This is a genomic window from Peribacillus sp. FSL M8-0224, from assembly GCF_038003055.1.
Classification (GTDB): Bacteria; Bacillota; Bacilli; order Bacillales; family DSM-1321; genus Peribacillus; species Peribacillus frigoritolerans.
Genome location: NZ_JBBOOJ010000001.1, coordinates 4,585,414 through 4,610,994, shown reverse-complemented (window position 1 = coordinate 4,610,994; position 25,581 = coordinate 4,585,414). Strand labels below are relative to the sequence as shown.

Here is a 25,581-nt window from a genome sequence, read left to right as displayed (position 1 = left end):
CGGAATTCAGGGGGAATATGTATGGAGATGGTAGGTAAATTCGTTATTTATATCATTATGGTGTGTGCCGTTGTCGGTGCTATTGCATCGATTAAAGACAGTGAGCAGGGCTTGGGGAAACAATTCATGGAAGGTTTGCATACCGTTGGCCATATATTTATCCCGGCAGCTGGAATCATGGCCTCGATCCCTTATTTATCTTGGTTCATCAATACAGTATGCGGCCCGGTTTTCGCTGCGATCGGTGCAGATCCAGCCCTCGCCGCAACAACGATTTTGGCGACGGATATGGGGGGGTACCAATTAGCGGCCGAGCTGAAGGAATCCTATGAAGGCTGGATCATGGCGATGATTGTCGGCTTTATGTCCGGGGCAACGATTGTATTCTCGATTCCAATGGGGCTTGCGATGCTGGAGAAGCGTGATCATAAATACATGGCACTTGGTGTCATGTCAGGAATCCTGACGATTCCGATTGGCGCTTTTATCTCAAGCGTGCTGGTGGTGGCGACGAATTCGAAAATCCGCGAAGTGATTTCCACGAATGCGGATTCTACATACGAATTCGCGTTGAGCTATTTGAAAATTGCCCTGAACCTTTCCCCGCTTCTTATTTTTGTGGTCTTGCTCGCGTTAGGTCTTTATTTCCTGCCGGATTTGATGATCAAAGGTTTCATGTGGTTTGGAAAAATATTGGATGCTGCGATTAAACTTGTACTCGTGTTTTCGATCGTGGAAATTTTCACAGGATTGTTTTCCAAAGTATTTGGTGCTTGGGGTTTCCATCCGATCATGGCCGATAAGGCAGACCAATTCCGTGCCCTGGAAACGGCGGGGTATATCGGGATAATGCTGGCAGGTGCATTTCCAATGATTTACCTGATTCAAAAATATGCAGGCAAGCCATTGGAAGCGATGGGCGGGGAAATCGGGTTGAGCAAAGCCGGGAGTGCAGGAATATTAGCCACGGTAGCCAATATATTAGCAATGTTCAAGCTTGTTAAAGAGATGCCGCCGAAGGATAAGGTCATAAACATTTCCTTCGCTGTGTGTGCAGCCTTCCTATTGGGTGATCATTTATCATTCACAGCCAACTTTCAGCCTTCCTTAATATTACCGATCATTGTCGGTAAGCTATCTGCCGGAGCGATTGGAATCGGTCTTGCTTACTGGCTGTCCGTTCCGAAAGCTTTGGAATTAGAAGAAAAGGATCGTGCAGCAGGAGTTATCGGCATAAATGAATATAAAACGAAAAACGAGGAAGAAAACAGCAATGAAATCCAAGTGGTGTAAAACTGGGGTGTGATTTTAATGAATGAACAGGTGGAACGAATCATCAGTGCAGGAATTGATATTGGCACCAGTACGACGAAACTTGTTATCAGCGAGCTTTCGCTTATGAATGTGGCGGGTGGCGGACAGGTGCCAAAAATCGAAATTACCGATAAGGAAATTCTGTATCGAAGTCCCATTTTCAGGACCCCGCTTGTATCCGAGACGGTAATTGACATACCTGCTGTTCAAAGAATGGTGGAAAGTGAATACCAAAAAGCAGGAATCACGATCAAAAGCATACAAACAGGGGCTGTCATAATCACTGGGGAAACGGCAACCAAACAAAATGCAGAAGAAATGGTGTACCGGTTATCTAAAGCGGCGGGGGAATTCCTTGTAGCGGCAGCCGGTCCGGATTTGGAGGGGATCATTGCCGCCAAGGGGTCCGGCGCCTATCAACATTCCATCAAGACAAGAAAGACTGTAGCGAACATAGACATTGGCGGGGGGACCGCAAATATTGCCGTATACCGTTCAGGCATGCTTTGCGGAACCTGCACACTGCATATAGGAGGCCGTTTGGTGGAGTGGGAAGGAGCGAGGGTAAGGGTTGCTCCTTCAATAGGAAAATGGCTGAAATCAAAAGGGCACTCTCCTTTGAATGGTGAAGGGGCAATCATCGCAAATGAAATGGCGAAGGTGCTTTCGAGGTTTTTGGCTGGCTCCTTCACAAAAGAAGATGAACTTCTATTAGTTGGGAAGGAGCCATCTTGGACAGAACGAATAGACGTGTTGATGTTCTCGGGCGGTGTCAGTGATTGCATCTATCATGAAGAACGGGAGGACGGAAGCTTCCGGGATATCGGCATGATGCTTGCCGCCTCTATCAAGGAAAGTGAAGAATTGGCCGCATGGGAGTGGGAACATCCCGTTGAAACGGTTCGGGCGACTGTACTTGGAGCAGGCGCACATACAACTGAAATCAGCGGAGCAACCATCGAAGTGAATGATTCTCATCTGCCAGTCCGTAATATTCCAGTCTATCGGGTCGATTTTCATGGCGTGCTTGATGATGTAGCCGCGAAAATGGCACAAGCTGTTCAGGATGCAATCACAATATACGACGCTTTGCAGGAGGGGCTGAATATTGCCTTTTATTTAACGAATTTACCCTATCAATCATTTCGGGACATTCACCGGCTCGCAGTCGCTTTTACCGAGGCACTGAAGCAAAAACCGAATCGGCAGCAGCCTCTGATCATTGTCATGGATAGTGATTATGGAAAGGCACTTGGTCAAACCATTCTAGCGAATCAACCGGATTTGCCGGTCATCTGTATTGATCAGACAGAAGTGGAACATGGTGATTATTTAGATATAGGAAGGCTGCTGCGGACAGGGGTCGTTCCGGTTGTAGTAAAAACGCTAACCTTCCACAGTTAGGAAAAGGAGGATCATACGATGAAATTATCCACTCAATTTTTTGGGGAAATCCATCAATTCAAATCGTTGAAAGAAGTCCTGGCCAAAGCGAATGAAGAGAAATCAGGAGATAGGCTTGCGGGAATTGCAGCAGATTCCGTTCAAGAACGGATTGCGGCGAAAGCGGTGCTTAGCGAACTGACTTTGGCGGACATCAGGAACTATCCCCTGCTCTCCCCGGAAGAGGATGAGGTGTCGCGGATCATAGACGGTCTAATCAATGGAACCATCTATCAATCTGTGAAGAATTGGAGCGTTGCCGAACTGCGTGAATATATCTTGAGTGACGAAACGACAGGCGAGGACTTAAAGCGATTAAGCAGGGGATTGAATAGTGAAATGATTGCAGCGGCAGCCAAGTTGATGTCGAACCTCGACCTTATCCATGCAGCCAATAAAATCGAAGTGCTCACCAAGAATAATAGTACGATCGGATACAAAGGAACGCTTGCTTCGCGCCTTCAGCCTAACCACCCGACAGACAATGTCGATGGCATGCTGGCCTCTTTAAAAGAAGGCCTCTCCTATGGAATCGGGGATGCACTCATTGGAATCAACCCTGTCGATGATTCGGTCGAAAGCGTAAAGCGGCTGCTTCATGCAACACAGGATGTCATCCAGAAATGGAACATCCCGACCCAAAATTGTGTGCTTGCGCATGTGACCACGCAAATGAAGGCCGTTCAGCAGGGGGCGCCTGCTGATATGATCTTTCAAAGCATAGCCGGAACGGAAACGGCCAATCGCTCTTTTGGAATTAACGTACAATTGCTCGAAGAAGCTAATGAGATCGCAAAGGCCTATGGCACCGGCACAGGCCCGCAGCATCTTTATTTTGAAACGGGGCAAGGCTCCGAGTTATCGGCCGAAGCGCATTTCGGTATCGATCAGGTGACGCTTGAAGCCAGAAACTATGGATTTGCCCGTTATTTTGACCCGTACATTGTCAATACGGTCGTCGGATTCATTGGACCTGAATATCTATATAACAGCAAGCAGGTCATCCGGGCCGGGTTAGAAGATCATTTCATGGGGAAAATGCATGGACTGCCGATGGGGGTTGATATTTGCTATACGAATCATATGAAGGCGGATCAAAATGATATCGAGGACTTGGGTGTACTTTTAACGGCGGCTGGTGTGAATTTCATCATCGCAACTCCGATGGGGGATGACTGCATGTTAAACTATCAGTCTTTGAGTTATCACGATATAGCGACTTTGAGACAAACGATGGATAAGCGGCCTGCCCCATTATATGAAGCTTGGCTGGAGAAGATGGGGATTATGGAGAACGGAAAATTAACGAAGCATGCCGGTGATCCAACTATATTTAACCATTAGGAGTGGATGATATGGGAATGAATAATAAGGAAGATTTGGATGCCATGATAGCGAAAACCCCTGCGCGGATAGGGGTAGGCAGGTCAGGGACCCGGCCGAAAACAGATTCTTGGCTGAAATTCCGTTTTGACCATGCCGCGGCCGTCGATGCTGTATATGGTGAAGTCAGTGATATTCTTTTGAAGCGCTTGGATTTATTCAAGGTGAAAACGAAGGCCGATGATAAGGAAGTCTATTTACGGCGTCCGGATTATGGCAGGAAGCTTTCGGATGAAGCAAAGCGGGTCATAGAAGCCAAATGCATAAAGGCCCCAACGGTTCAAATCATCATTTCCGATGGCTTAAGTGCCAAGGCGATCGAAGAAAATGTCGAGGACGTCTATTTATCTTTCAAACAATCTTTGGCAGTGGCAGGTCTGGATACGGGTATACCTTTTTATATTGAAAAGGGCCGGGTTGCCGTGATGGATGATATCGGTGAAATCCTTGGACCTGAGGTCATTGTCCTGTTGATCGGTGAACGGCCCGGTCTTGTCAGTGCTGAATCATTGAGCGCTTACATTTGCTATAAACCACGTTTGGGCACCATTGAAGCGGAGAGGATGGTCATTTCCAACATCCATAAAGGAGGGATCCCCCCTGTTGAAGCTGGAGCGCATCTAGGCACGGTCATTCAAAAGATCCTCAAATACCAAGCGAGCGGCATGTCCCTCGTGAAGAAGGAACATGCAGAAGAAAAACGTGAAAAACTCGGTTGAACCCCTAGTGTCTAAAAAAGGAAGTTCGGAGGGTCTCATTCCTGACGATCATTAAGACTAGGTCGTTGATTTCCGAAATCGACTGGAATACTTTTAAAATAAAAAAACTGCAGGCACTCGCTTTATTTGCCTGCAGTCTGGGGGGAGCGGATCGCTCCCCTATTTACTTGTCCCTAAATTCCATAAACCAAACGGGTTGTAGAAGGGATTGTCTTCTTCATATCTAAAGTCCTGAAGGCCCGTCAATATAAAGTCGGGTGCATCTTGCCGAATGCTAAAGGTTTCGCCATTCTTAAAGAGAGGCCGTTCACCTACATGGTAATAATTGAATGTGTTAAGCAGGGCAGCCGCCTCTTTCGGACTCATTGTGTTAAGTGTCACGGCATCCGGAAGACCAAAGGCTTTCATTCCGAAAGAACAATAATAGTCTTCCTCTCCTATGATCGTGACAAAATGGGCATATACCGAGAGAATATCCGGGCTATGATGAAGATGCTGCCAATCTTCCTTTGAATGGGCAATTCCAGCCGTTTCTATTTTCACTGCCATTCCGCCTGCCTTGAGGATCGCTGCCCCGGCATCGATCAAATCGATAACAGTTCCGGTATCGGATACATCGGCTATTATATAAACGGTAAAGGTATGGCCATTGATTTCCTCTAATGCATTCTCTGAAAAGGCGTCTTTACTGGCGTAAGAAAAGCTCTCTTTTAAAGTGGGTTCATAATCATGGATCTCCGCCTGAAACGTAATGTTCTTATCACTGTTATGAAAAACATTCCCGGCTAACAGATACCCTTCGCTTTGGGAAGCGACCGTTTGAATCAATTCTGTCCGGTCCTTCCATTTACCGGGTATCCCGATGATGATTTGGTTGTCCTTCATGGATCATCTCTCCTTTCCGATCACTTCATACTATACCACTACTGATGTTTTCCATAGCATTTCATGAAAAATGGCGCAAAGTACCGATAAATGCCAGTGAGGGATGTGCAGGACTTTTTCAAAATTATACAATTGATGTATAATATAATCTAGTAAACGTATAGCCTATCTTCAAAGGAATTCCCCTTGTGGGTTTTCTCATAGGGCCGTATCTTAATTATCTATTCGTATATATCAATGATGAAAGAGAGTGGAATATAATGGGTCGTAAGTGGAATAACATTAAAGAAAAAAAAGCGTCAAAAGATGCTAATACTAGTCGGATTTATGCTAAGTTCGGACGGGAAATATATGTAGTGGCAAAACAAGGCGAACCAGATCCAGAATCCAATCAGGCATTAAGGGTCGTACTTGAGCGTGCGAAAACGTACAATGTTCCAAGAGCGATCATTGACCGTGCGATTGAAAAAGCCAAAGGCGGTTCGGAAGAAAACTATGACGAACTTCGTTATGAAGGATTCGGTCCCAATGGTTCAATGGTCATCGTGGATGCATTGACAAACAACGTGAACCGGACGGCATCCGATGTACGTGCCGCATTCGGGAAAAATGGCGGGAATATGGGTGTCAGCGGATCTGTTGCTTATATGTTCGATGCAACGGCTGTCATCGGGATTGAAGGTAAAACGGCTGATGATGTTCTTGAACTGTTAATGGAAGCGGATGTTGATGTACGTGACATCATTGAAGAAGAAGAAAGTGTCATCGTTTATGCCGAGCCTGAACAATTCCATGCTGTACAACAAGCATTCAAAGATGCAGGAATCAGCGATTTTACAGTGGCAGAGCTGACGATGCTTGCACAAAATGACTTAACCCTTCCGGAAGATGCACAAGCACAATTCGAAAAAATGATTGATGCATTGGAAGATCTGGAAGATGTTCAACAAGTTTACCATAATGTAGATCTTGGTGAATGATGAAATGAGCAGGCCTTTGCTATATGATCAAAGGTCTGCTTATTTCATTTGAAAGGAAAGAGCCTGTTCCGAATCACGAAACAGGCTCTTTCCTTTTGATTATTCACTTATGGTGATTCCGGAAAGTTCACGGTCTTTCTTTACCTTTTCCAATTCGGAAATAGTAACAAGTTGATAACCTTGGTCATGCAGTTGTTTAATGATTTTTCCTGCAGCCAGGGCGCTAGTTTGATAGATATCATGCATTAATATGACTCTGCCATCTTTGGCTTTGCTCATCACTTTGTTTACGATTTTCTTTTCATTGCGTTCTTTCCAATCCTCTGGATCGACATCCCAAAGGGAGACTTTCATATCCTCCATGAATTCCCGAACATTATGGTTAATCGCTCCATATGGGGGACGGACGAGATTTGGCTCAGTACCTGTAGCTTTTTTTACAGCGTCTTGGGTCTTTTCGATTTGATCTTCGATTTTGTTCTTGCTTAAGCGCGTCAGCTGCGGATGATCCCATGAATGGTTGCCGATCTCATTTCCTTCCTGCAGCATTTTTTGCAGAACTTCCGGATAATGCTGTACGCGGCTTCCAAGTACGAAAAACGTCGCGTGACCATCAAATTTTTTCAGGTCTTCCAGAATGGACATGGTATGACTTGGATGCGGCCCGTCATCGAACGTCAAGGCAATGACCTTTTTAGAAGGGTCGATCCATTCATTTTGCACGGGCAGTTTGGCGACGATATGTTTCGGCTGCCATTCCTTTACACGATCCTCATTCAAATCTTGACTTTGATATGAAGCTAGCAAACTATCTTTAAAAAGATCCTTCTTGATGGCTATTGTATGGGTCTTGGTTGAATCATCAGTCTTAACGTAGAAAACGAGCGTATTTTTAAAGACTGAAAAAGAATTGAAGTTGGCTGCCTTCAGTTTGTTTTCCTTTTTAATGAGACTGTTTGAAATGCCTTCTTCTTCCTTCTGCGTTAACTCTTCAAAAACAATATCGGATAAAACGGATAAATAATCAGTATCCGTGGCAAAGATGTCTTCTATAGAGAGCTTTTGCTGAGATGGAATATCATAAGTGAAGATCTGGGTTCCAGACTGCTTCTTTCCTTCCACTTGCTCATATTTATCGAAGGAAATCGTAATGGTCTGTTTGCTGAAATGGAGGATCGTATAGGTGAGGTTAAGCTCGGAAGCTTTTCCGTCGGATGCTTTCCATTTCTTTTCATAATCCTTAATTTCTTTCTTTATGTAGGCTTCTAGCTGCTTGTCGATATTTTCTAAATGCAGAACAGGCCTGCTTGCTGAATACCCGCCTTTCGTATTATCTTTCACATACGTTTGAATATCGGCTTCTGGGTAATTTTTATCAGTTGTATAGGCCGAAACGGTTCTCTTCTTATCAAAAGCAAGGATTTTAATGGCTAACCCCAGCGTTCCTACAGCAGCTGTTAGACATAATAGAAAAATAAAGACTTTTTTATAATTTAATTTCCTCATGATGCACTCCACCTCGATAATCATTCTACTATATAGACGCGCCAAAAGCCTTAAAAGTTTGTAAAAAATTTCATTTTTTTATATTTATATTTTTCCTTGCTTATTTTCAAACTTTTATGGCTGCACCAACGTCTATTCTTTGTACCTAGGATACGTAATTTAAATGTAAGGAGCTCTAACATGTAATGAAAAACCCAGATATGAATCAATTAATCGCGGCCCGGATAACCGAAAGGCAAGAGAATTTGTACAGACTTGCTTTTTACTATGTCAAAAACCAAGAGGATGCCCTGGATATCGTGCAGGAATCAATCAGGAAAGCGCTAGCCTCCAGCAGCAAAATTAAAGACGCTGCTTCTATAGATAGTTGGTTATATAAGATCATCGTCCGAACGGCACTGGATGTTTTGCGCAAGAAGAAGAAATTGACCGTCGCCGATGATGAAACAATAGAATACTTGCGCCGCGGTGAGGAGGATCACTATCCTGACCTGGATTTGCAAAAGGCCCTGGAAGGACTTTCAGTCAAGTACAAAACGGTAGTCGTCCTCCGTTTCTTTGAGGACCTGAAGCTGGACGAAATAGCGGAAGTTCTGGAAGAGAACGTAAGCACGATTAAAACGAGATTATATAAAGCGCTGCAACTATTGCGGATCAACATGACTGAACGGGAGGAAACGAAAAGATGGAAAAAAAATTAAAAGATCTGCGGGAAGAATATCTTAAAATACCGATACCAAAGGAATTGAATGATGTCGTTCAAGCAGCCTTGAATCAAAAGCCAAGGAAGAAGCCGAGGGTTGGCAGGAATATCCTCGTGTCAGCGGCTGCAGCGCTCCTGATCGTGACAGCTTCCGTAAACATCAGTCCGGCAGCGGCGAAAGCCATGAGTGATATACCGATAGTCGAGAAGGTCATCAAAGTGATTACCTTCGTCGAATGGAAAGAAGAAGCGAATAATTCTTCTGCAGTAATCAAAACGCCTGCTATATCCGGTCTCGAGAATAAACAGCTCGAAGATAGCTTGAATGATAAATACTTATCGGAAAGCAAGCAGCTTTATAAGGAATTCACGGACTCCATGTCAAAACTGAAGGAAGGGGAAAAGGGCAATATCTCGGTGGAAAGCGGATATGTGATATTGACGGATAATGAAACGATATTATCCGTACAGCGTTATACGGATACGATTCAGGCGTCCAGTTCTACAGAAAGTCAATTCGATACAGTCGACAAGAAAAACGAAGTGCTGTTAACGCTAAATAGCTTATTTAAAGATGATCGCTATCTTCAGGTGATCAGCGAGAACATCAAGGAACAGATGAAGCGGCAGATGGCTGAAGATCCGGAAAAGATATATTGGGTGGAAGATGATGATTTTACTGCTTTTAAAGGCATCGATGAAAACCAAAACTTTTATATAAACGAAGATGGCAAGCTAGTCATCGCCTTTAACAGCTATGAAGCTGCGCCGGGGTATATGGGGGCCGTCGAGTTCATCATCCCGACGAAGGTGCTGTCAGACCTTCTTGTTGGCGATCAATATATCCATTAAAACGGCCCTATTGTAATTCTTATGACGGGCGGAAGGTTTTTAAAACGGCACAATATCCATTAAAAAAGACGAACAACGTTACTGACTTACAGTAACCTTGGTTCGTCTCTTTTTTGTTCGAATTTCATCTGGTCCAGTTCCAGCCTCATTTTTTCCGTCTCCATAAGGAAGTTTTCATGTTTAAGTTTTTTAAGCTCCAGTTCAACTTGCAGCATCTTATGTTTGGTTTTTGACTGTTTTTCGAAATGGCTTGTCAGTATGGCGATTATAGGGATGGAAAAAATCATCACCACGGTTATGATTCCGAACATTATGGTGCCTCCTCTTTTTTTATATCTATTATACGGTGAATAGAACGGTTGTGGTGGGGTTATTTCAAAATTTTCCATTCACTATACTCATTAATAAGTGCATGGCAACCAAAGTGATATTAAACGTAATACCATGGGGAAAGTTAGGGCAATATATCATTGATGACCGCTTTCTATTAGATTATATGGACTGTTTTTTAGTGCGAAATCCGGACTTTTGCTTGCATGGTGGAAAGTTACTTCTATTTATATTGAAATTAATTATTTAAATATACTAAATATTTGTTTACAATAGTGAAAATTAAAGTTATTATACAATAATAAAAGGAGGGCTAGGTATGGCAACGATAAATAAACAGAAAATTGTGGATAGTGTACCTCAAAAAGGTTTTTTTGGAAACCCTAAAGGATTATTCACCCTTTTCTTTACTGAGTTCTGGGAGCGTTTCTCCTATTATGGCATGAAGGCCATTCTTGTTTACTATATGTATTACGAAGTTTCTAAAGGGGGACTAGGCCTTGATGAAACGACGGCCCTTGCCCTTGTATCCATCTATGGATCTTTAGTATATATGTCAGGTATAATTGGCGGATGGCTCGCCGATAGGATTTTCGGGACTTCAAAAGCCGTATTTTACGGTGGTATCTTGATTATGCTCGGGCATATTGTCCTTGCTGTACCAGGCAGTCTTTCCATGTTCTTTGTTTCCATGGTACTCATTGTTCTGGGTACTGGTTTATTAAAACCGAATGTTTCCAGCATTGTTGGGGAAATTTACGCAGAAAATGATGAACGCCGGGATTCCGGTTTCAGTATATTCTATATGGGTATCAACATGGGTGCATTCCTTTCGCCGTTTGTTGTCGGTACAGTCGGAATGGACTACAGCTTCCATCTTGGATTTGGACTTGCAGCAATTGGTATGTTGATTGGACTCATCGTCTTTGTTACAACAAAGAAAAAGAACCTGGGCTTGGCTGGAACTCTTCCTGCTAACCCATTATCACAGAATGAAAAGAAAAAAGTATTCACTAAATTGGGGATAGCCGCACTTATCATAGCTGCCATCATCGGCATCGCTGCTTCTGCAGGCATCTTAACGATTGAAACCTTCATTAATCTTGTAGGTATCCTAGGAATCGTAATTCCGACCCTTTATTTCATTTTCATGTATCGCAGCCCGAAAACGACTTCTGTTGAACGTTCACGCTTGATTGCCTATATTCCTTTGTTTATAGCAGCTGTCATGTTCTGGGCGATTCAAGAGCAAGGTGCTACAATATTGGCAAGCTATGCAGACAAACGGACACAGTTGAACTTTGCAGGATTGGAAATAAACCCGGCATGGTTCCAATCTTTGAACCCTTTGTTCATCATTACCCTTGCACCAGTATTCGCATGGTTATGGATTAAATTAGGAAAGCGTCAGCCGACCATTCCTCAAAAATTCTCAATAGGTCTACTGTTCGCCGGTTTATCATTCCTGGTTATCCTGCTTCCTGTTTATTTCGGTGGATCAGACGCATTAGTCAATCCACTATGGCTTGTACTAAGCTATTTCCTTGTAGTACTTGGAGAGCTTTGCTTATCGCCAGTAGGACTTTCTGCCACTACTAAATTGGCTCCAGCCGCATTCTCGGCACAAACGATGAGCCTATGGTTCCTGGCAAGTGCAGCAGCACAAGCACTGAACGCACAAATCGTCAGATTCTACACACCTCAAACCGAAATGGCTTATTTTGGAGTGATCGGTGTTGCTTCAATCGTCCTTGGACTGGCTCTGATGGCCTTATCACCAAAGATTCAAGGTTACATGAAAGGCATTCGCTAACGCATTAAAAAAGATGACCTCCGAATTAACGGGGTCATCTTTTTTTCATTTTTCGTGCCCTCGAAAATTCTCGAATGGGTGCTATATCGATTTTTTATTTGAGGTCGTGATTCAAACCTTTAACTTTAGGATCCACAGTGAACACTAAGACAAAAAATAAAATAATCTTGGGAATGGGCTCGATATCGAAGATAGAAAAATACAATATCCTAAAATGAAATATATCGAAAATAGAATACCTAAGTACAATTTATTTTTGAACCCTCCTAATATCTTGCTATGGAACGAGCTGAGTATCCATTCCAATTCCGCTTAACGCAATGGTCTTGCTTAGCTTTTTTTTCAGCTGCAGCGGCATTATTCCATTTAGAAGTTGAAATACCTAGTCCTATTGCGAAACACCCATACCTGTACCTATATATTTATTAAACCAACCAACAGCAAGAGTTAATCCATTAACTTTGAGAAATGAAGACATTTGAGCAGCTGCTTGAACATTTGGTACAATCATACTGAAAAATAAAGAAATACCCAAAAGAATAATTAATGCAGGGTTTACGAACATCTTATACCTTTTTGATTTTTTTGCCATTATCATTACCTCCTCACTATATATCTAGTGATTCCATAATAAACTAATTTTCAACTTGATAGATTCCAAAAGAGAGAAGTGGAATTTCAGAAATGATACGGTTACCATAAAGAACTAAGCTAATATGAAAAAAAGAGCATCCTTTATAGGATTGCTCTTTTTTCCGGTTGTAAGAACCTTTTCCTTTTTTGTTTTTGATAATACGGGTGGAGGGGTCAAACGCCCAACGCATTCGGCTATTTGCCATTTCACCAATGGTTTTCTTATTGGTTTTATTCGTTTTAGTCATTGAATATATTCCTGTTTTCATAGATTATCCGAACTAAATGGACTAGCTTTGCACACCTTTGTTCTTGCTTGCAATAATTGAAGCCGCAATTGCAAAGGGAAGTAAAAAGAAAGCCAATATTCCATATCCAGCTCCTTCAAATCCTCTGATGTTCACAAAACCGATGTAAAACAAAATAATTGAAGTTATAAAGGTTAATATGCCTGGTAAAAGCCTAACAAATAAAGATAAATGTAATTTCCTAAACCACCACGCTAAAAATATTACTAGCATTCCAGGGACGCAAGCAACCAGGAGGGGAACTACCAACATCATTTTGTAACCTCCTCTAATTCATTATGTAAATAATACCATAATAAGTAAAAAGTCGAACGTAAAGGTGAGGTAAACTAAATTCTTAATATTGTTGGATAGGGGTTCTATCTAAATTCTAAAACCAAGTTGATTGGAACAGGTGTACGAGACCCCTGCGGGAAAAGCGCGCCTAAGGGAAACCCCGCAGGCGCATACCGCCGAGGAGGCTTCCCGACCGCCCGCGGAAAGCGAGTGCATGGAGTGGAAATCAACGTTCATTGTACAAGCCCTAATAAAACTGTAGAACAAAAGGGGTTTACCTAAAATTACAAAACAAAGTTGATTGGAGTGAAAGGTGCGAGACTCCCGCGGAAAGCAAGTGCCTGAAGCGGAAATCAACATCCAAATCGTACAAGCGATTAGAAAAGCTGGGGCAAAATGGGGGTCCACCTCTGTCCTTTATTTCACTTAATTTCTTTCTAGGATTCAACATCCGCCTCTTCATGAATAGCCAAAGATGTGTGATATCTTCGGTATAATTCATATGTTAATGAAGCTAATAAAGGAAAGGACCGGATGAGCGCTGCTCTTCCGGTTCTTTGTGTATCAGTTTGCTGCTGGGATCAATCCTTTATGAATGGAGACTTCCTGAATGGCACGGTAGACGGTTTCGACCATGAAATCGAGTTCCTTTTCTGACATGGAAAGGATCGGCATCATCGTGATGACTGGACCGAGTTCCCGGATGATCAGGCCATTTTCCCGTGCTGTATGGATGATTCCGGAAACGACATTCTCTTGGAGGGTGAACGTTTCTTTTGTTTGGCGGTCTTTAACGATTTCCACTCCAATCATGAAGCCGCGCTGGCGGATATCGCCGACTATCGGAAGTTCGTATAGCGATTGCAGTCTTTGTGATAGGTATTTTGATTTTTTCTGGATGTCTTTAATGAGATTGCGGTTTTCCATTAGTTCGATATTCTTCAGGGCCAGGGCACAGGCAAGCTGATTTCCTGTATAGGTGTGACCGTGATAGAAGGTTTTATGTTCTTCCCGTTCCCCCAGGAAGGATTGAAAGATATGCTCGTTCATGATGGTGGCGGCGAGTGGCATATATCCCCCAGTGATTCCTTTACCCATACACATGATATCGGGTACGACGTCTTCCTGTTCGCAGGCAAACATCGTACCGGTGCGACCGAATCCTACGGCCACCTCGTCACAAATTAAGAGGATATTGAACTTTTTGCATAATTGTTCGACCTCTTTCAAAAAGCCATGGGGATGGGTTATGATGCCTGCTGCTCCCTGCACGAGCGGCTCGATGATCAATCCTGCAATTTCGTCTGATTGTTCTTGCAGTAATTTCTCCAGTTCCTTCAAGCAATGGTTTTTCACGGCTTCTGGATCTCCATACTCAGTCATGTGATAGGCATATGGTGAAGGGGCGGAAATCCGTTGAAATAAGAGGGGCTTAAAGATTCTATGGAATAGATCCATACCGCCCACACTCACAGCTCCGACAGTATCGCCGTGGTATGCTTCGTCAAGTGAGACGAATTTGTTTTTATTCTGATGCTTGACGGGGTCGATATTCTGCCAATATTGATAAGCGACTTTAAGGGCGATTTCCACAGCGGCAGATCCTGTGTCAGAGTAGAAGACTTTCGATAAAGGACCAGGAGTGATCTCTGCCAGTTTTTTCGCCAGTAAGATCGATGGTACATTCGCAGATCCCAACAGCGTGGAGTGCGCGACTTTATTCACTTGTTCAATAAGGGCGCCGTTTAATTCCGGCTCGTTATGCCCGTGCACGTTCACCCATAATGAAGCATAGCCATCTAGGTAGCGTTTGCCATCCACATCAATCAGGTAGCTGCCTTCGCCGCGTTCGATGATCAGTGGTTTACTTTCCCGATACGTTTTCATTTGTGTGAACGGATGCCATACATATTCCTTATCCCATTGTTCTAAATCCTGACTGTTCATGCTTCGAACACCTCTTTCAGTTGTTGGGTATATTCTTGATCACCAAGCAAATCAAGGATGCAGATCCTCAAGTCTTTTCTAACATCGGCCAGTGTCGGGATGCAGGCGAGGCCATTCAGCCCAGTCAGCTTTTCAATGGTTTCGATATTATCTTGATGAATCCGTTCTTCTGGCCGGTAATGATTATACAAAATGGTTTTCACGTTTATATCATGGACTTGGGCATAAGAATGGGTCGTCACAACATCATGAATCGCCCCTAAACCGCTTGTGGATACGAAGAGGACAGGCATCCCGCAATCCCTTATGAAATCTGCCGTCATATAGAAACCTTTCGTTCGTTCAATAAGCGGCACAGCCAATCCGCCAGCGCCCTCGACTAATACGATGTCATACATTTCCTCAAGTTCGTGAACCCTTTCCACGACTTTCTTCTCATCGATAAGACTGCCGGTTAATTTAATCGCCAAATGTGGGGAGGTTTCGGGTTCCAGTGTGTAGAACCCTGATTCCTTTACACCGAGTTCCTGCTCAAACCAAGATATATCCGGGTATGTATGATTTTCCTCATTGATTCCAGTTTGAAATGGTTTGAATATCGTGACGCTTTTTCCCAATGTTTGAAGAGACAGATAGAGTGCACTCGTGACGATGGTCTTTCCAATATCCGTGCCAGTTCCGGTTATAAAGTAGGCTTGGCCCATGGATGATTCAGCTCCTTTACGTTTATATATCTTGCAATGCGTGGACGTACTTGCTGAATGATGACAGCACATAGAATGCATAGCATTAAATCACCGGGTACAGGTAACAAGAAGCCGTATAGTATCGTTTGGCTGATGGAAAGCGGCGTTTCCACAATCCACTTCATCGAACCATACAGCCAGATGCAGCCGAAAAGGTAAACGGTCAGCAAAGTGGCGGCATTAGCATAGAATATGGAACGAATTGTGGAGAGGGAAAACCGGTTGATCAGCCATCCATTTACATAGGCTCCCAGTATATATCCGAGCAAATAGCCGAAAGTGGGTTTGAATATATAGCCGAATCCCCCGCCTTCAGCAAACACGGGCACCCCGATAAGTCCGATCAAGACGTAGCATAACTGACTGAGCATTCCAAGCCGGGGCCCCAACAATGCGCCTGCCAAATAGACTGCCAGAATTTGCAGCGTGAATGGTATGTAAGGGATAGGTATCTTAATAAAGGCGCCAATGGCAGTTAACGCGGTAAAAAGGGCCACATAAGAAATCGTCCTTGCTTTCAAGTTTTTAACCCCCTTTTTTGAAAGTGCTGGCAGAATGCCCACTATTAGTTTGCCTGATTCCTATTTTATATGTCAACTTATTTGTTATTTGGTTAACATATAAAATGCCAGTTTTCTTAGGATTTAAAGGACTACTAGGAAAATATTGAAAAAAGGCCATTGAATAATATTTTGTTTGTATGTTATTATTCTAACAATATGTTAACTTAATATATTTTAGGTTAACAAATATTATCACTCCATTGATACTGCTAAATGTTAATTGCCCATTGAGGCTGATGGTGCACATGCGACGCAGCAGGTTGCAGGAAGCAGGTCTATTACTGGATATCTTCCGTTTTATGTGCGGAGAACCGGAACAGGATATGTTCCTTTTCAAGGAATGGCGATTCGGCACACAATAAAAGAAAAGAGGGATAGGTTTGGAAACATTGGTAAGGGATTGGAAGATGTTAGCGGAGAACGTTATCAAAGGATATAAAGTGACGGAGGAAGAGGCATTATCCATCGTCCAAGCCCCAGACGAAGAGGTTTTGGAAATTCTGAATGCAGCCTATCTCATACGTAAACATCATTATGGGAAAAAGGTAAAATTGAATATGATCATCAATACGAAATCAGGATTATGTCCCGAGGATTGCGGCTACTGCTCGCAGTCGATCGTCTCGGAAGCCCCAATCGATAAATATGCTTGGCTGACTAAAGAAAAGATTGTCGAGGGAGCGCAAGAATCCATTCGCCGGAAAGCGGGTACTTATTGCATCGTTGCTTCTGGCCGTCGTCCGACAAACAGGGAAATCGATCATGTCATTGATGCGGTAAAAGAAATCCGCGAAACGACGGATCTTAAAATCTGCTGCTGTTTAGGTTTCCTGAATGAGGAACATGCCGGTAAACTAGCGGAAGCAGGCGTTCATCGCTATAACCACAACTTGAATACATCACAGGAAAACTACAGTAAAATTACATCGACACATACATATGAAGACCGGGTAGATACAGTGGAAGCTGTGAAAGAAGCCGGAATGTCCCCATGCTCTGGAGCCATTTTCGGAATGGGCGAATCTGAGGCGGAAGCGGTGGAAATCGCTCTATCCTTACGCAGCCTTGATGCAGATTCCATTCCTTGTAATTTTCTCAATGCAATTGACGGAACGCCGCTTGAGGGAACTTCCGAGCTGACCCCCACTAAATGCCTGAAATTGATTTCGATGATGAGATTCGTTAATCCAAGTAAGGAAATCCGCCTGGCCGGCGGCAGGGAGGTCAATCTCCGTTCCATGCAGCCCATGGCACTTTATGCAGCCAATTCCATCTTCGTCGGCGACTATTTAACGACAGCTGGTCAAGAACCCACAGCGGACTGGGGAATCATCGAAGACCTGGGATTTGAAATTGAAGAATGTGCCCTTTAATTGAAAAGAAAATTATTGAGACAAACTAAAAAACACCCTTAGGGTGTTTTTTTCAGTTTGTCGATAAAAGGAGGTTCGGAATAATCCCGCTTCGAACCATAATCTTAAACAAGACTAGTTGTTTTTTTACAGTATTCCTTATTGGATTGAATGAGCGAGACTCCTGCCGAATAACTGGCTAGCCAAGACTTCACAGCCGCTTACGGTGAAGAGGCTTGGCAGACAGTCGGTGGAGGGGGAGCGGATTTCCGGAAGTGGGTATGTGTAATGATTTCCACTCCAGGCACTCGCTTTCCGCGGGCGGTCCGGGGAGCCATCCTCGGCGTTCGCCTGCGGGGTCTCCCTTGGCCACGCTTTTCCCGCAGGAGTCTTCCAATCAGCTGGAACTTCTTTTTTTAGAGATATTGTAGGGAAACTGGCTCTTCTTCTCCAATTCGTATACAGTCTGGCGGTTCCATCAATTTTCCGGCAAAAGGAGTTTCGAATTGCTCTCGCCCCGAACCATAATCTTAAATAAGACTAGTTTATCCTTCATGTTTTTTTACAGTACCCCTTAATGGATGGAAGAAATGAGCGACACTCCTGCCGAATAACTGGCTAGCCAAGACTCCACAGCCGCTTACGGTGAAGAGGCTTGGCAGACAGTCGGCGGAAAGGGAGAGGATTTCCGAAAGTGGGTATGTGTAATGATTTCCACTCCAGGCACTCGCTTTCCGCGGGCGGTCCAGGGAGCCTCCTTCGCGTTCGCCTGCGGGGTCTCCCTTGGCCACGCTTTTCCCGCAGGAGTCTCGTACCTTACGTTCCAATCAGCTGGAACTTCTTTTTTTAGAGATATTGTAGGGAAACTGGCTCTTCTTCTCCAATTCGTATACGGTCTGGCGGTTCCATCAATTTTCCGGCAAAAGGAGTTTCGAATTGCTCTCGCCCCGAACCATAATCTTAAACAAGACTCGTTTATCCTTCATGTTTTTTTACAGTACCCCTTAATGGATGGAAGAAATGAGCGACACTCCTGCCGAATAACTGGCTAGCCGAGACCCCACAGCCGTTTACCGGCGAGGAGGCTCGGCAGGCAGTCGGCGGAAAGGGAGCGGATTTCTGGAATCAACTGGAGTGTGATTTCAAGAAAAAACTGTAGGGTCGGACACATCCCGAAGCAAGTTTAAGATAGGGAATCCTTCATGTTTTACAGTAATCCTTAAAGGATGGAAGAAATTTGCGAGACTCCTGCCGAATAACTGGCTAGTCGAGACCCCACAGCCGTTTATCGGCGAGGAGGCTCGGCAGGCAGTCGGCGGAAAGGGCGGATTTCTGGAATCAACTGGAGTGTGATTTCAAGAAAAAACTGTAGGGTCGGACACATCCCGAAGCAAGTTTAAGATAGGGAATCCTTCATGTTTTACAGTAATCCTAAAAGGATGGGAGAAATTTGCGAGACTCCTGCCGAATAACTGGCTAGCCGAGACCCCACAGCCGTTTATCGGCGAGGAGGCTCGGCAGGCAGTCGGCGGAAAGGGAGCGGATTTCTGGAATCAACTGGAACGGTTTTCAAAGAAAAAAACTGCAGACATTGCTGTAATAGAACTAATGTCCTTCACCCTTTACAAAAATAAAAAAATAATGATAAGTGAAAATAATGAAAAAAAAATGCTAAATTGTTAGTGAGGTTTTATAATGAATTACCTGAATACTATAACATTTGCTGCATTGTAGTAAATGATTATGATATAGGGAAAGGATCAGTATTGGTAATATCAATAATGAGAGGATAGTTTTGTGTGATGCATATATGGCTGATTAGTTTTATTATTTTATTATTGCTATTAATATTTTATACTATTATCCCTACAGTGCTAATTCGTGTATGCAGCCTGGGAATAACCAAAAAAATCAATTCGAATAATGGGATTGCGCTAACCTTCGATGATGGCCCAAACCCTGAATATACGATAAAATTACTGGATCTTTTAAAAGAATATGAGATAAAGGCCACATTTTTTGTTGTGGGCAGTAAGGTGAAAAGTAATCCTGGGATTATTAAAAGAATGCATGAAGAGGGACATACGATAGGTATCCATCATTTTCATCATGTTTCAAGTTGGGTCCTATCACCAATTCATCTGCGAAAACAGTTGGAAATGACTGAAAAGGCGATAACGGAATGCACGAATGAAAAGGTGATATTTTATAGACCGCCATGGGGCCATTTCAATATCTTCACCCCACTTTTCAGTAAGAAATATAAAGTGATTATGTGGTCCGGCATCTTCGGGGATTGGAAAGTCGAAAATTGCAAAAGCACTCTGCTTGATCAGCTTCGAAGCACTTCGACAGAAGGTTCCATCCTGTTGCTTCATGACTGTGGCGAAACCGTGGGTGCGGATAAAGAGGCGCCAGGCTATATGATTGAAATGTTAAAAATTTACCTGCAGGAGAGTAAGGAAAAAGGAACACACTTTATTTCTTTAAAAGACTTATAACTAATTCCGGGGGTATTATGGATATAGATACGCTTTTACATTTTATTGATTCATATGGATACCTGATCATTTTTCTTTTTTTATTCTTCGGCATTGTGGGCGTGCCTGCTCCAGAAGAATCACTTCTATTTCTAATTGGGGTGCTGGTTGTCCAAGGTAAGCTCTCTATGGGTTTAGCTATGCTGTGTGCAATTCTCGGCGCCTTTATCGGAATGCTTGCAGCTTATGCATGCGGAAAATATGTGGGGTATCCATTTATAAATAAATATGGAAGATTCATTGGGATTACGGCTGAACGCTGGGAGAAAGCAAAGAGAAACTATACGGATAATGCACGAAAAACGTTAGTATTGGGATTTTATATTCCGGGGATGAGGCAAATAAGTCCATATTTTGCAGGAATCTCTTCTATACCCTTTCGGAAATACTTCCTATTTTCCCTATTAGGCACTATATTATGGACCGTCCCTTTTATAGTGGCCGGTTATTATGTGGGGGATGCTTTTAATGTTAATCCCAAATATGTTCCATATTTAGGTGTTGTATTTTTAGTTATTTTTGTTCTATATGTTACTATCAAATACATTAAAAAGAGAAAACAAAGATCCAAAAGTTGAGTCGGCTCCTTATTATAAAACGTCGGAAATGAAAAATCGATTTAAGGAATGTGTTCAACGATATTGTAAGAGGAAGATATCATGAACTATATATTTTGTATTTTCAGAATGATTTCTTAGGAGATGACACATATGAAGAAGATTTTGTTTTTACCTCTCTTTCGAATGCAGTCGGGACATCATCAAGTTGCAGAGGCATTGATGGATATGTTAAAAAAGCATTCAAATGGGATTACTTATAAAAAAATCGATCTAATCAGTTATACCAATACCTCTCTAGAAAAATTCATTGCAAATAGTTATCTGACATGGATCCGTTATGCTCCGGAAACCTATAATCTTGCCTATAAGAACCTGTTTTATGTTCACTCGCCAAAGGAAAGTGTATGTAAATGGTATCAGCAATTATTCATGAATAAGATGGAACGATTGATAGAGGAAGAAAAGCCTGATTTAATTGTGTGTACACACGGTTTCCCTTCATATCTTTTGAGTCAGTTAAAGATGAAAGGGAAGTGCAGCACACCGGTAATAAACGTGTACACGGACTTTTTTATTAATAATGTGTGGGGAAGCGAAGGGATAGATGCCCATTTTCTTCCTAGTCAAGAAGTGAAAGAAAAGCTGATGAGTAAGCGTCAAATACCAAAACAAACGATGATGGTCACTGGCATTCCCGTGCACGAGGAAATCACAAAAAATGCCCGTGTCCAAAGAAACACAGAACGGCCAAAAATTTTGATATCCGGAGGAAATAGCGGTCTGGGAGGGATTTTGAACTTAGGTGATGAGTTAAAGAATTCAACCGACTTTGATTATTTAGTTCTTTGCGGAAATAACAACAAGCTTTATGAAGAAATCAATACATGGAACTTACCTCATATCAAACCATTGCCCTATATCTCATCAAGGTCTGAAATGAATAAGCTATATGAAGAAGTGGACGCAATCGTTACGAAACCGGGCGGTGTCACGATCAGTGAATCATTGCGAAAAAAGCTTCCGATTTTTGTTCATTCCAGACTTCCGGGGCAGGAGGAAATCAATCTGCAGTATCTAAAACAGCAAGGCCTTGTATTTAAACTTAATCAGAAAACGCCTTTTGAAAAACAATTGCTGAGTATATTGAAGGATCAGAGTAAAATGAAAAAATGGAACACATCCATAGAGTCCTATCATAAGGAAATAGAGTTGGAGAAACCTGAGGGAATAGTGGAGGTCATGAAATTGATCCTTAATCTCAATCAAAATGGTACGCCTTCCTATCTAGCCCGACAGCCCAAACTTCTTTATAGCTAAATGCTTGGTGTTCCCGCTGGTGAACCTAAAAGGAAGAATGAATACGGAAGGCTGCTGAATTAGCAGCCATCCTATAATGAAAGGCCGGAAGGAAGAGTGACTTTGAAAAAAACAAACCTTATGATTTTTTTGATGATGATGCTTGTGATGGCGGGTGCAGGGTGTTCAAGTGATGAAACGGAAATGAAGGCGCAATCCGGAGGAAAAGTGGAATTGACGGTTTCCGCAGCTGTAAGTTTGCAAGATGCCTTGAATGATATAAAGAAGTCTTTTGAAAAAGAGAATGCAAATGTGGAAGTTCATTATAACTTTGGAGCCTCTGGAGCTCTTCAGCAACAGATATCCCAAGGTGCACCTGTTGACCTGTTTTTCTCAGCAGCAGAAGATAAATTTGATAAATTAATAGAGGAAGATCTTATTGAAGAGAAGAATGGAATCGATTTAGTCGGCAATGACCTGGTGCTGGTGGTGCCAAAGGATTCCAAAAAGGAAATCGAATCACTGGAAGACCTCACAAAGGCCGATAAAATTTCGATTGGCACTCCAGAGTCTGTACCGGCAGGGCAATATGCGAAACAAACTTTGGAAAACATGAACCTTTTCAAAGAGATTGAAGATCGATTGGTATATGCCAAGGATGTCCGGCAAGTGCTTACATATGTGGAAACGGGAAATGTGGACGCAGGCCTCGTTTATAAAACGGATGCGCTCAACTCATCAAAAGTTGAAATCATTGCAGCAGCCCAGGGAGATTTACATGATCCGATCATATATCCCGTGGGAATGATCCATAACCTGGATCATTCCAAGGAAGCCAAGCTATTCTATGACTATCTCCAAACGGAAGCCTCCATGAAAATCTTTGAAAAATACGGATTTAAGAATTTGAAATAACCGCCAATCCGGTGGCCTCAGTTTGTACACAAAAGGGGTTCGGAAAATATACCTTTCATCAAATGAAGTTCCCAAGCTAACACCCTCAACTCATCAGGTATGGTTTCTAACTAAATGTTATAACAAAGTTGATTGGAGAGAAAGGTGCGAGACTCCTGCGGGAAAAGCGTGTCTAGGAGACCCCGCAGGCGCAAGCCGAGGAGGCTCCCTGACCGCCCGCGGAAAGCGAGTGCCTGTAGCGGAAATCGACGTTCATTGTACAAGCCATAAAAAAATGTAGGCAAACTCGATTTGTTCGAATTTGTCTACAGTCTCCAACCACCAATCTGGTGGTCTTTTTTTTATTCATCCGCAGTAATATTAGGTATATTTTCCTTTATATTGAAACCTCTTCTCGCTTTACACGTAAGAATAAGGACATGGATGTATTCGTCTTTCAATCGCTGCGTAAAGAGGTTTTTGTGACAAAAGAAGGACAGCAAATTACTGTCCTTTGGTTTGACTGCGAATGGTACCATTCTTTTTGAACACGATGTAAAACAATTTAATAGGCAGGTATCCTATAACCCCGCCGAGAGTATTCAGGATCAAATCATCGGTATCAAAACTTCCTAATTCAAATAAAAGCTGAAGAATCTCATAGGTGAAACTAAGACAGAATGTTGCAATCAAGATCGATTTGAGTTGGGAAAACCTTTTTGACAGTAAGGGAAGCATCAAGCCGAATGGTACAAAGCCGATGATATTCCCCGCTATATTTTCAATCCGGATCGATGGGTTAACATCCGCTAAGAACAGGTAATGGGCAATGGTTTTAAAAGGGATGAAGTCCCCAATAGCGGCCATGGGAAAAACTAATATGACCATTCATTTCGGTTATCGAGAAGGTTTTAAATAAAATGAGCTTTGTAAGGATTAATAGATATAGAACCATAAATAACGATAATACTATTTTCACAAAAATTTTCATGATACAACTCCAATATTAAAGTGGGAAATATTTATCATTTTATCATAAATGGTATATGATGAGTTTAATGTAATAATTTACTATATTTTTTGTTCGAATTACCAAGGAGGGGTAAAACAGTGGAGGAAGCAATAATTGATTTTGTCATTGCGGTCATATTAATTATTGGTTTCGCATACGGTCTCATTAGGCAATTTAGACATTGTGTCAGTATCAGGAAGGGAAATAAGACGGAGTATGTACATTACAAGAGGGAATTGATTGGAAACTATCTGGTTTGCCTATCCTATTCAGGGTTTCTATTTTCTTATATTTTGAATTCATTATTGGCATCCCGTATTATACAGGCTTCATTTATTACAAGTGATAATACTAGTTTTTGCAGTTTCAGTTTTCTTGCCATTCTATTAATCGCCAAATTTGGGATTATTCCTAAGGAAAATGAACAAGTTGGATTACAAGAATACATAGTTGAGAAAGAGGAAATATGAAGAAAATTTCGCTTATCATATTAATCGCATGTATTTCGATCACCTTTCTATTGAATGTTGCCATGCCTGAATTTGCTGGCAAAATGAAACATAATATAAGTTCCATGAATATCCTTTATTCATACAGTGTCACAAAAACATTCTCGGATCAAACCCGTGATACGATCAAAATGGCAACCGTTCCTTCAGGGAAAACAGAGACCAGGGTTGCCGATTTCCGAAGTGATGTTAAGCTTGAAGGCACGCCGCTGAATATTAAAAGTGTAGTGAAAGAGCACTTGAATAAACCTCAAGTGTATACAACTAAGGAAAAGTTAACCGGGCCCGAAAAAGGGTTTTCATACCGGACATATCATCTTACCAAAAATTATGATAAAGGAAGATATACAGTCATCCGAACGAATAAAATAACGGGAAAAGAAAAGGTGTATGCCGGAACTTACTATGAGCCGAGCAGCCAAGATCCTTTCGTAAAATGGTCACGTGATGAAAAATGATGGCTGACTATACGATTTCATGTAAAGTTGAGTGATTATATGGAAAAAACAGTGAAGATCGAGGAATATAACCCTGATTGGGTCGGTGAATATCAACAGGAAAAAGCGAGGATAATGGAGGTTTTAAAGAACGATTCCCTTTGTGTCGAGCATATTGGAAGTACATCCGTCATGGGGTTGGGGGCAAAACCGATTTTGGACATCATGGCTGGCGTCCAACATTTAGCTGAAGTTGACATGTTCATTGAACCGTTGAAATCGATTGGGTATGAATTTGTCCCGCATAAGGAGTTTCCCGAAAGGCGTTTCTTTAGAAAAGGCCAATGGAGAGCGGGGACACACCATTTGCATATCTATAGATTCGGAAGTGAACAGTGGAAGAATCAACTTTCATTCAGGGACTATTTAAGAAGCCATCCTGACGTACGGAAACAATACCAGCAATTAAAAATATCCTTAGCAGAAAAGCATCCTGCAGATATAGTGGGGTACACAAAAGCGAAAGCGCCATTTATCTTAAATGCCATGGAATCAGCAAAAGGCGGTTGACTTCCAAGGT

26 protein-coding genes and 1 pseudogene are annotated in these 25,581 nt (G+C 42.5%); 16 read left to right on the top strand and 11 right to left on the bottom strand.

All coding sequences use genetic code 11. The features are described 5' to 3' along the window. The first annotated feature begins 21 nt into the window (after nucleotides 1–21). From eutH to eutC, 4 genes and pseudogenes are all read left to right on the top strand, one after another. Nucleotides 22–1,293, top strand: a complete 1,272-nt coding sequence (gene eutH / locus MKX49_RS22345) for an ethanolamine utilization protein EutH (RefSeq protein WP_340877843.1) — start codon at nucleotides 22–24, stop codon at nucleotides 1,291–1,293. An 18-nt stretch (nucleotides 1,294–1,311) separates the two neighbouring features. Further along, nucleotides 1,312–2,718 carry an ethanolamine ammonia-lyase reactivating factor EutA gene (locus MKX49_RS22340; RefSeq protein WP_340877842.1) on the top strand — a complete coding sequence of 469 codons (1,407 nt, stop codon included), beginning with the start codon at nucleotides 1,312–1,314 and terminating at the stop codon, nucleotides 2,716–2,718. A gap of 18 nt (nucleotides 2,719–2,736) precedes the next feature. Continuing rightward, nucleotides 2,737–4,101: an ethanolamine ammonia-lyase subunit EutB gene (locus MKX49_RS22335; RefSeq protein ID WP_340877841.1), complete on the top strand. Its 1,365-nt coding sequence runs from the start codon at nucleotides 2,737–2,739 to the stop codon at nucleotides 4,099–4,101. A 23-nt stretch (nucleotides 4,102–4,124) separates the two neighbouring features. Next, a pseudogene (eutC, locus tag MKX49_RS22330) lies at nucleotides 4,125–4,859 on the top strand (ethanolamine ammonia-lyase subunit EutC); the annotation flags it as partial. Nucleotides 4,860–5,018: 159 nt separating this feature from the next. Here the strand turns inward: eutC and MKX49_RS22325 are convergent. Then, a complete protein-coding gene (locus tag MKX49_RS22325; protein WP_340877839.1) occupies nucleotides 5,019–5,744 on the bottom strand; it encodes a DUF4261 domain-containing protein in 726 nt (241 codons plus the stop codon). Nucleotides 5,745–6,004: 260 nt separating this feature from the next. Here MKX49_RS22325 and MKX49_RS22320 point away from each other — a divergent pair, with 260 nt between their 5' ends. Continuing rightward, on the top strand, nucleotides 6,005–6,724 hold the full coding sequence (locus MKX49_RS22320) for a YebC/PmpR family DNA-binding transcriptional regulator (protein ID WP_053536610.1): 720 nt from the start codon (nucleotides 6,005–6,007) through the stop codon (nucleotides 6,722–6,724). Nucleotides 6,725–6,823: 99 nt separating this feature from the next. Here the strand turns inward: MKX49_RS22320 and MKX49_RS22315 are convergent, their stop codons facing one another. Continuing rightward, a complete protein-coding gene (locus tag MKX49_RS22315; protein WP_340877838.1) occupies nucleotides 6,824–8,230 on the bottom strand; it encodes a polysaccharide deacetylase family protein in 1,407 nt (468 codons plus the stop codon). Between the two features lie 185 nt (nucleotides 8,231–8,415). Between MKX49_RS22315 and MKX49_RS22310 the strand changes: the two genes are divergently transcribed. Both MKX49_RS22310 and MKX49_RS22305 read left to right on the top strand, forming a co-directional pair. Continuing rightward, entirely contained in the window at nucleotides 8,416–8,931 is a 516-nt protein-coding gene (locus tag MKX49_RS22310; RefSeq protein WP_133352702.1) for a sigma-70 family RNA polymerase sigma factor, read from the top strand. Continuing rightward, a complete protein-coding gene (locus tag MKX49_RS22305) occupies nucleotides 8,916–9,785 on the top strand; it encodes an anti-sigma-V factor rsiV (protein ID WP_340877837.1) in 870 nt (289 codons plus the stop codon). Before MKX49_RS22310 ends, MKX49_RS22305 begins: the two co-directional genes overlap by 16 nt. 86 nt (nucleotides 9,786–9,871) lie before the next feature. On the opposite strand, the gene MKX49_RS22300 is transcribed toward MKX49_RS22305, so the two are convergent. After that, a complete protein-coding gene (locus MKX49_RS22300; protein WP_340877836.1) occupies nucleotides 9,872–10,096 on the bottom strand; it encodes a hypothetical protein in 225 nt (74 codons plus the stop codon). A 338-nt stretch (nucleotides 10,097–10,434) separates the two neighbouring features. On the opposite strand from MKX49_RS22300, the gene MKX49_RS22295 reads away from it, so the two are divergent. After that, nucleotides 10,435–11,928 carry a peptide MFS transporter gene (locus tag MKX49_RS22295; protein ID WP_340877834.1) on the top strand — a complete coding sequence of 498 codons (1,494 nt, stop codon included), beginning with the start codon at nucleotides 10,435–10,437 and terminating at the stop codon, nucleotides 11,926–11,928. Nucleotides 11,929–12,316: 388 nt separating this feature from the next. Here the strand turns inward: MKX49_RS22295 and MKX49_RS22290 are convergent, their stop codons facing one another. The 6 genes from MKX49_RS22290 to MKX49_RS22265 form a co-directional block, all read right to left on the bottom strand. After that, nucleotides 12,317–12,520 (bottom strand): hypothetical protein, encoded by a 204-nt coding sequence (locus MKX49_RS22290; protein ID WP_340877833.1) that lies wholly within the window; start codon nucleotides 12,518–12,520, stop codon nucleotides 12,317–12,319. A gap of 43 nt (nucleotides 12,521–12,563) precedes the next feature. After that, nucleotides 12,564–12,809 (bottom strand): alternative ribosome rescue factor ArfA, encoded by a 246-nt coding sequence (gene arfA, locus MKX49_RS22285; RefSeq protein WP_340877832.1) that lies wholly within the window; start codon nucleotides 12,807–12,809, stop codon nucleotides 12,564–12,566. 42 nt (nucleotides 12,810–12,851) lie between these two features. Beyond that, entirely contained in the window at nucleotides 12,852–13,124 is a 273-nt protein-coding gene (locus MKX49_RS22280) for a YesK family protein (protein WP_340877830.1), read from the bottom strand. Between the two features lie 585 nt (nucleotides 13,125–13,709). Further along, entirely contained in the window at nucleotides 13,710–15,092 is a 1,383-nt protein-coding gene (gene bioA, locus MKX49_RS22275) for an adenosylmethionine--8-amino-7-oxononanoate transaminase (RefSeq protein WP_340877829.1), read from the bottom strand. Next, entirely contained in the window at nucleotides 15,089–15,796 is a 708-nt protein-coding gene (bioD, locus tag MKX49_RS22270; protein ID WP_340877828.1) for a dethiobiotin synthase, read from the bottom strand. Before bioD ends, bioA begins: the two co-directional genes overlap by 4 nt. Continuing rightward, nucleotides 15,775–16,359: a biotin transporter BioY gene (locus MKX49_RS22265; RefSeq protein ID WP_340877827.1), complete on the bottom strand. Its 585-nt coding sequence runs from the start codon at nucleotides 16,357–16,359 to the stop codon at nucleotides 15,775–15,777. Before MKX49_RS22265 ends, bioD begins: the two co-directional genes overlap by 22 nt. Nucleotides 16,360–16,808: 449 nt before the next feature. Here MKX49_RS22265 and bioB point away from each other — a divergent pair, with 449 nt between their 5' ends. Further along, nucleotides 16,809–17,774, top strand: coding sequence for a biotin synthase BioB (bioB, locus tag MKX49_RS22260; protein WP_048686316.1), 966 nt, complete (start codon nucleotides 16,809–16,811; stop codon nucleotides 17,772–17,774). Nucleotides 17,775–18,298: 524 nt separating this feature from the next. On the opposite strand, the gene MKX49_RS22255 is transcribed toward bioB, so the two are convergent. Continuing rightward, nucleotides 18,299–18,580 carry a hypothetical protein gene (locus MKX49_RS22255; protein ID WP_340877826.1) on the bottom strand — a complete coding sequence of 94 codons (282 nt, stop codon included), beginning with the start codon at nucleotides 18,578–18,580 and terminating at the stop codon, nucleotides 18,299–18,301. Between the two features lie 975 nt (nucleotides 18,581–19,555). Here MKX49_RS22255 and MKX49_RS22250 point away from each other — a divergent pair. The 4 genes from MKX49_RS22250 to modA all read left to right on the top strand — a co-directional run bounded on the left by MKX49_RS22250 (nucleotide 19,556) and on the right by modA (nucleotide 23,064). Continuing rightward, nucleotides 19,556–20,254 (top strand): polysaccharide deacetylase family protein, encoded by a 699-nt coding sequence (locus MKX49_RS22250; protein ID WP_340878603.1) that lies wholly within the window; start codon nucleotides 19,556–19,558, stop codon nucleotides 20,252–20,254. A 17-nt stretch (nucleotides 20,255–20,271) separates the two neighbouring features. Beyond that, nucleotides 20,272–20,871: a DedA family protein gene (locus tag MKX49_RS22245; RefSeq protein ID WP_053536595.1), complete on the top strand. Its 600-nt coding sequence runs from the start codon at nucleotides 20,272–20,274 to the stop codon at nucleotides 20,869–20,871. Nucleotides 20,872–21,003: 132 nt separating this feature from the next. Next, the gene (locus tag MKX49_RS22240; RefSeq protein WP_340877825.1) at nucleotides 21,004–22,170 is read left to right on the top strand and encodes an MGDG synthase family glycosyltransferase; all 1,167 of its coding nucleotides are present in this window, start codon (nucleotides 21,004–21,006) and stop codon (nucleotides 22,168–22,170) included. Nucleotides 22,171–22,272: 102 nt separating this feature from the next. Further along, complete coding sequence (modA, locus tag MKX49_RS22235; RefSeq protein ID WP_340877824.1) at nucleotides 22,273–23,064, top strand: molybdate ABC transporter substrate-binding protein; 792 nt, start codon at nucleotides 22,273–22,275, stop codon at nucleotides 23,062–23,064. Between the two features lie 483 nt (nucleotides 23,065–23,547). Here modA and MKX49_RS22230 read toward each other — a convergent pair whose 3' ends face one another. Next, nucleotides 23,548–23,931 carry a VanZ family protein gene (locus MKX49_RS22230; RefSeq protein WP_340877823.1) on the bottom strand — a complete coding sequence of 128 codons (384 nt, stop codon included), beginning with the start codon at nucleotides 23,929–23,931 and terminating at the stop codon, nucleotides 23,548–23,550. A gap of 222 nt (nucleotides 23,932–24,153) precedes the next feature. Here MKX49_RS22230 and MKX49_RS22225 point away from each other — a divergent pair, with 222 nt between their 5' ends. The 3 genes from MKX49_RS22225 to MKX49_RS22215 are packed head-to-tail and all read left to right on the top strand — an operon-like array spanning nucleotide 24,154 to nucleotide 25,571. Then, complete coding sequence (locus MKX49_RS22225; protein WP_340877822.1) at nucleotides 24,154–24,525, top strand: hypothetical protein; 372 nt, start codon at nucleotides 24,154–24,156, stop codon at nucleotides 24,523–24,525. Continuing rightward, a complete protein-coding gene (locus tag MKX49_RS22220) occupies nucleotides 24,522–25,022 on the top strand; it encodes a hypothetical protein (protein ID WP_340877821.1) in 501 nt (166 codons plus the stop codon). The genes MKX49_RS22225 and MKX49_RS22220 overlap by 4 nt, the downstream gene beginning before the upstream one ends. Before the next feature lie 39 nt (nucleotides 25,023–25,061). Beyond that, nucleotides 25,062–25,571: a GrpB family protein gene (locus tag MKX49_RS22215; protein ID WP_340877820.1), complete on the top strand. Its 510-nt coding sequence runs from the start codon at nucleotides 25,062–25,064 to the stop codon at nucleotides 25,569–25,571. The last annotated feature ends 10 nt before the right edge of the window (nucleotides 25,572–25,581 follow it).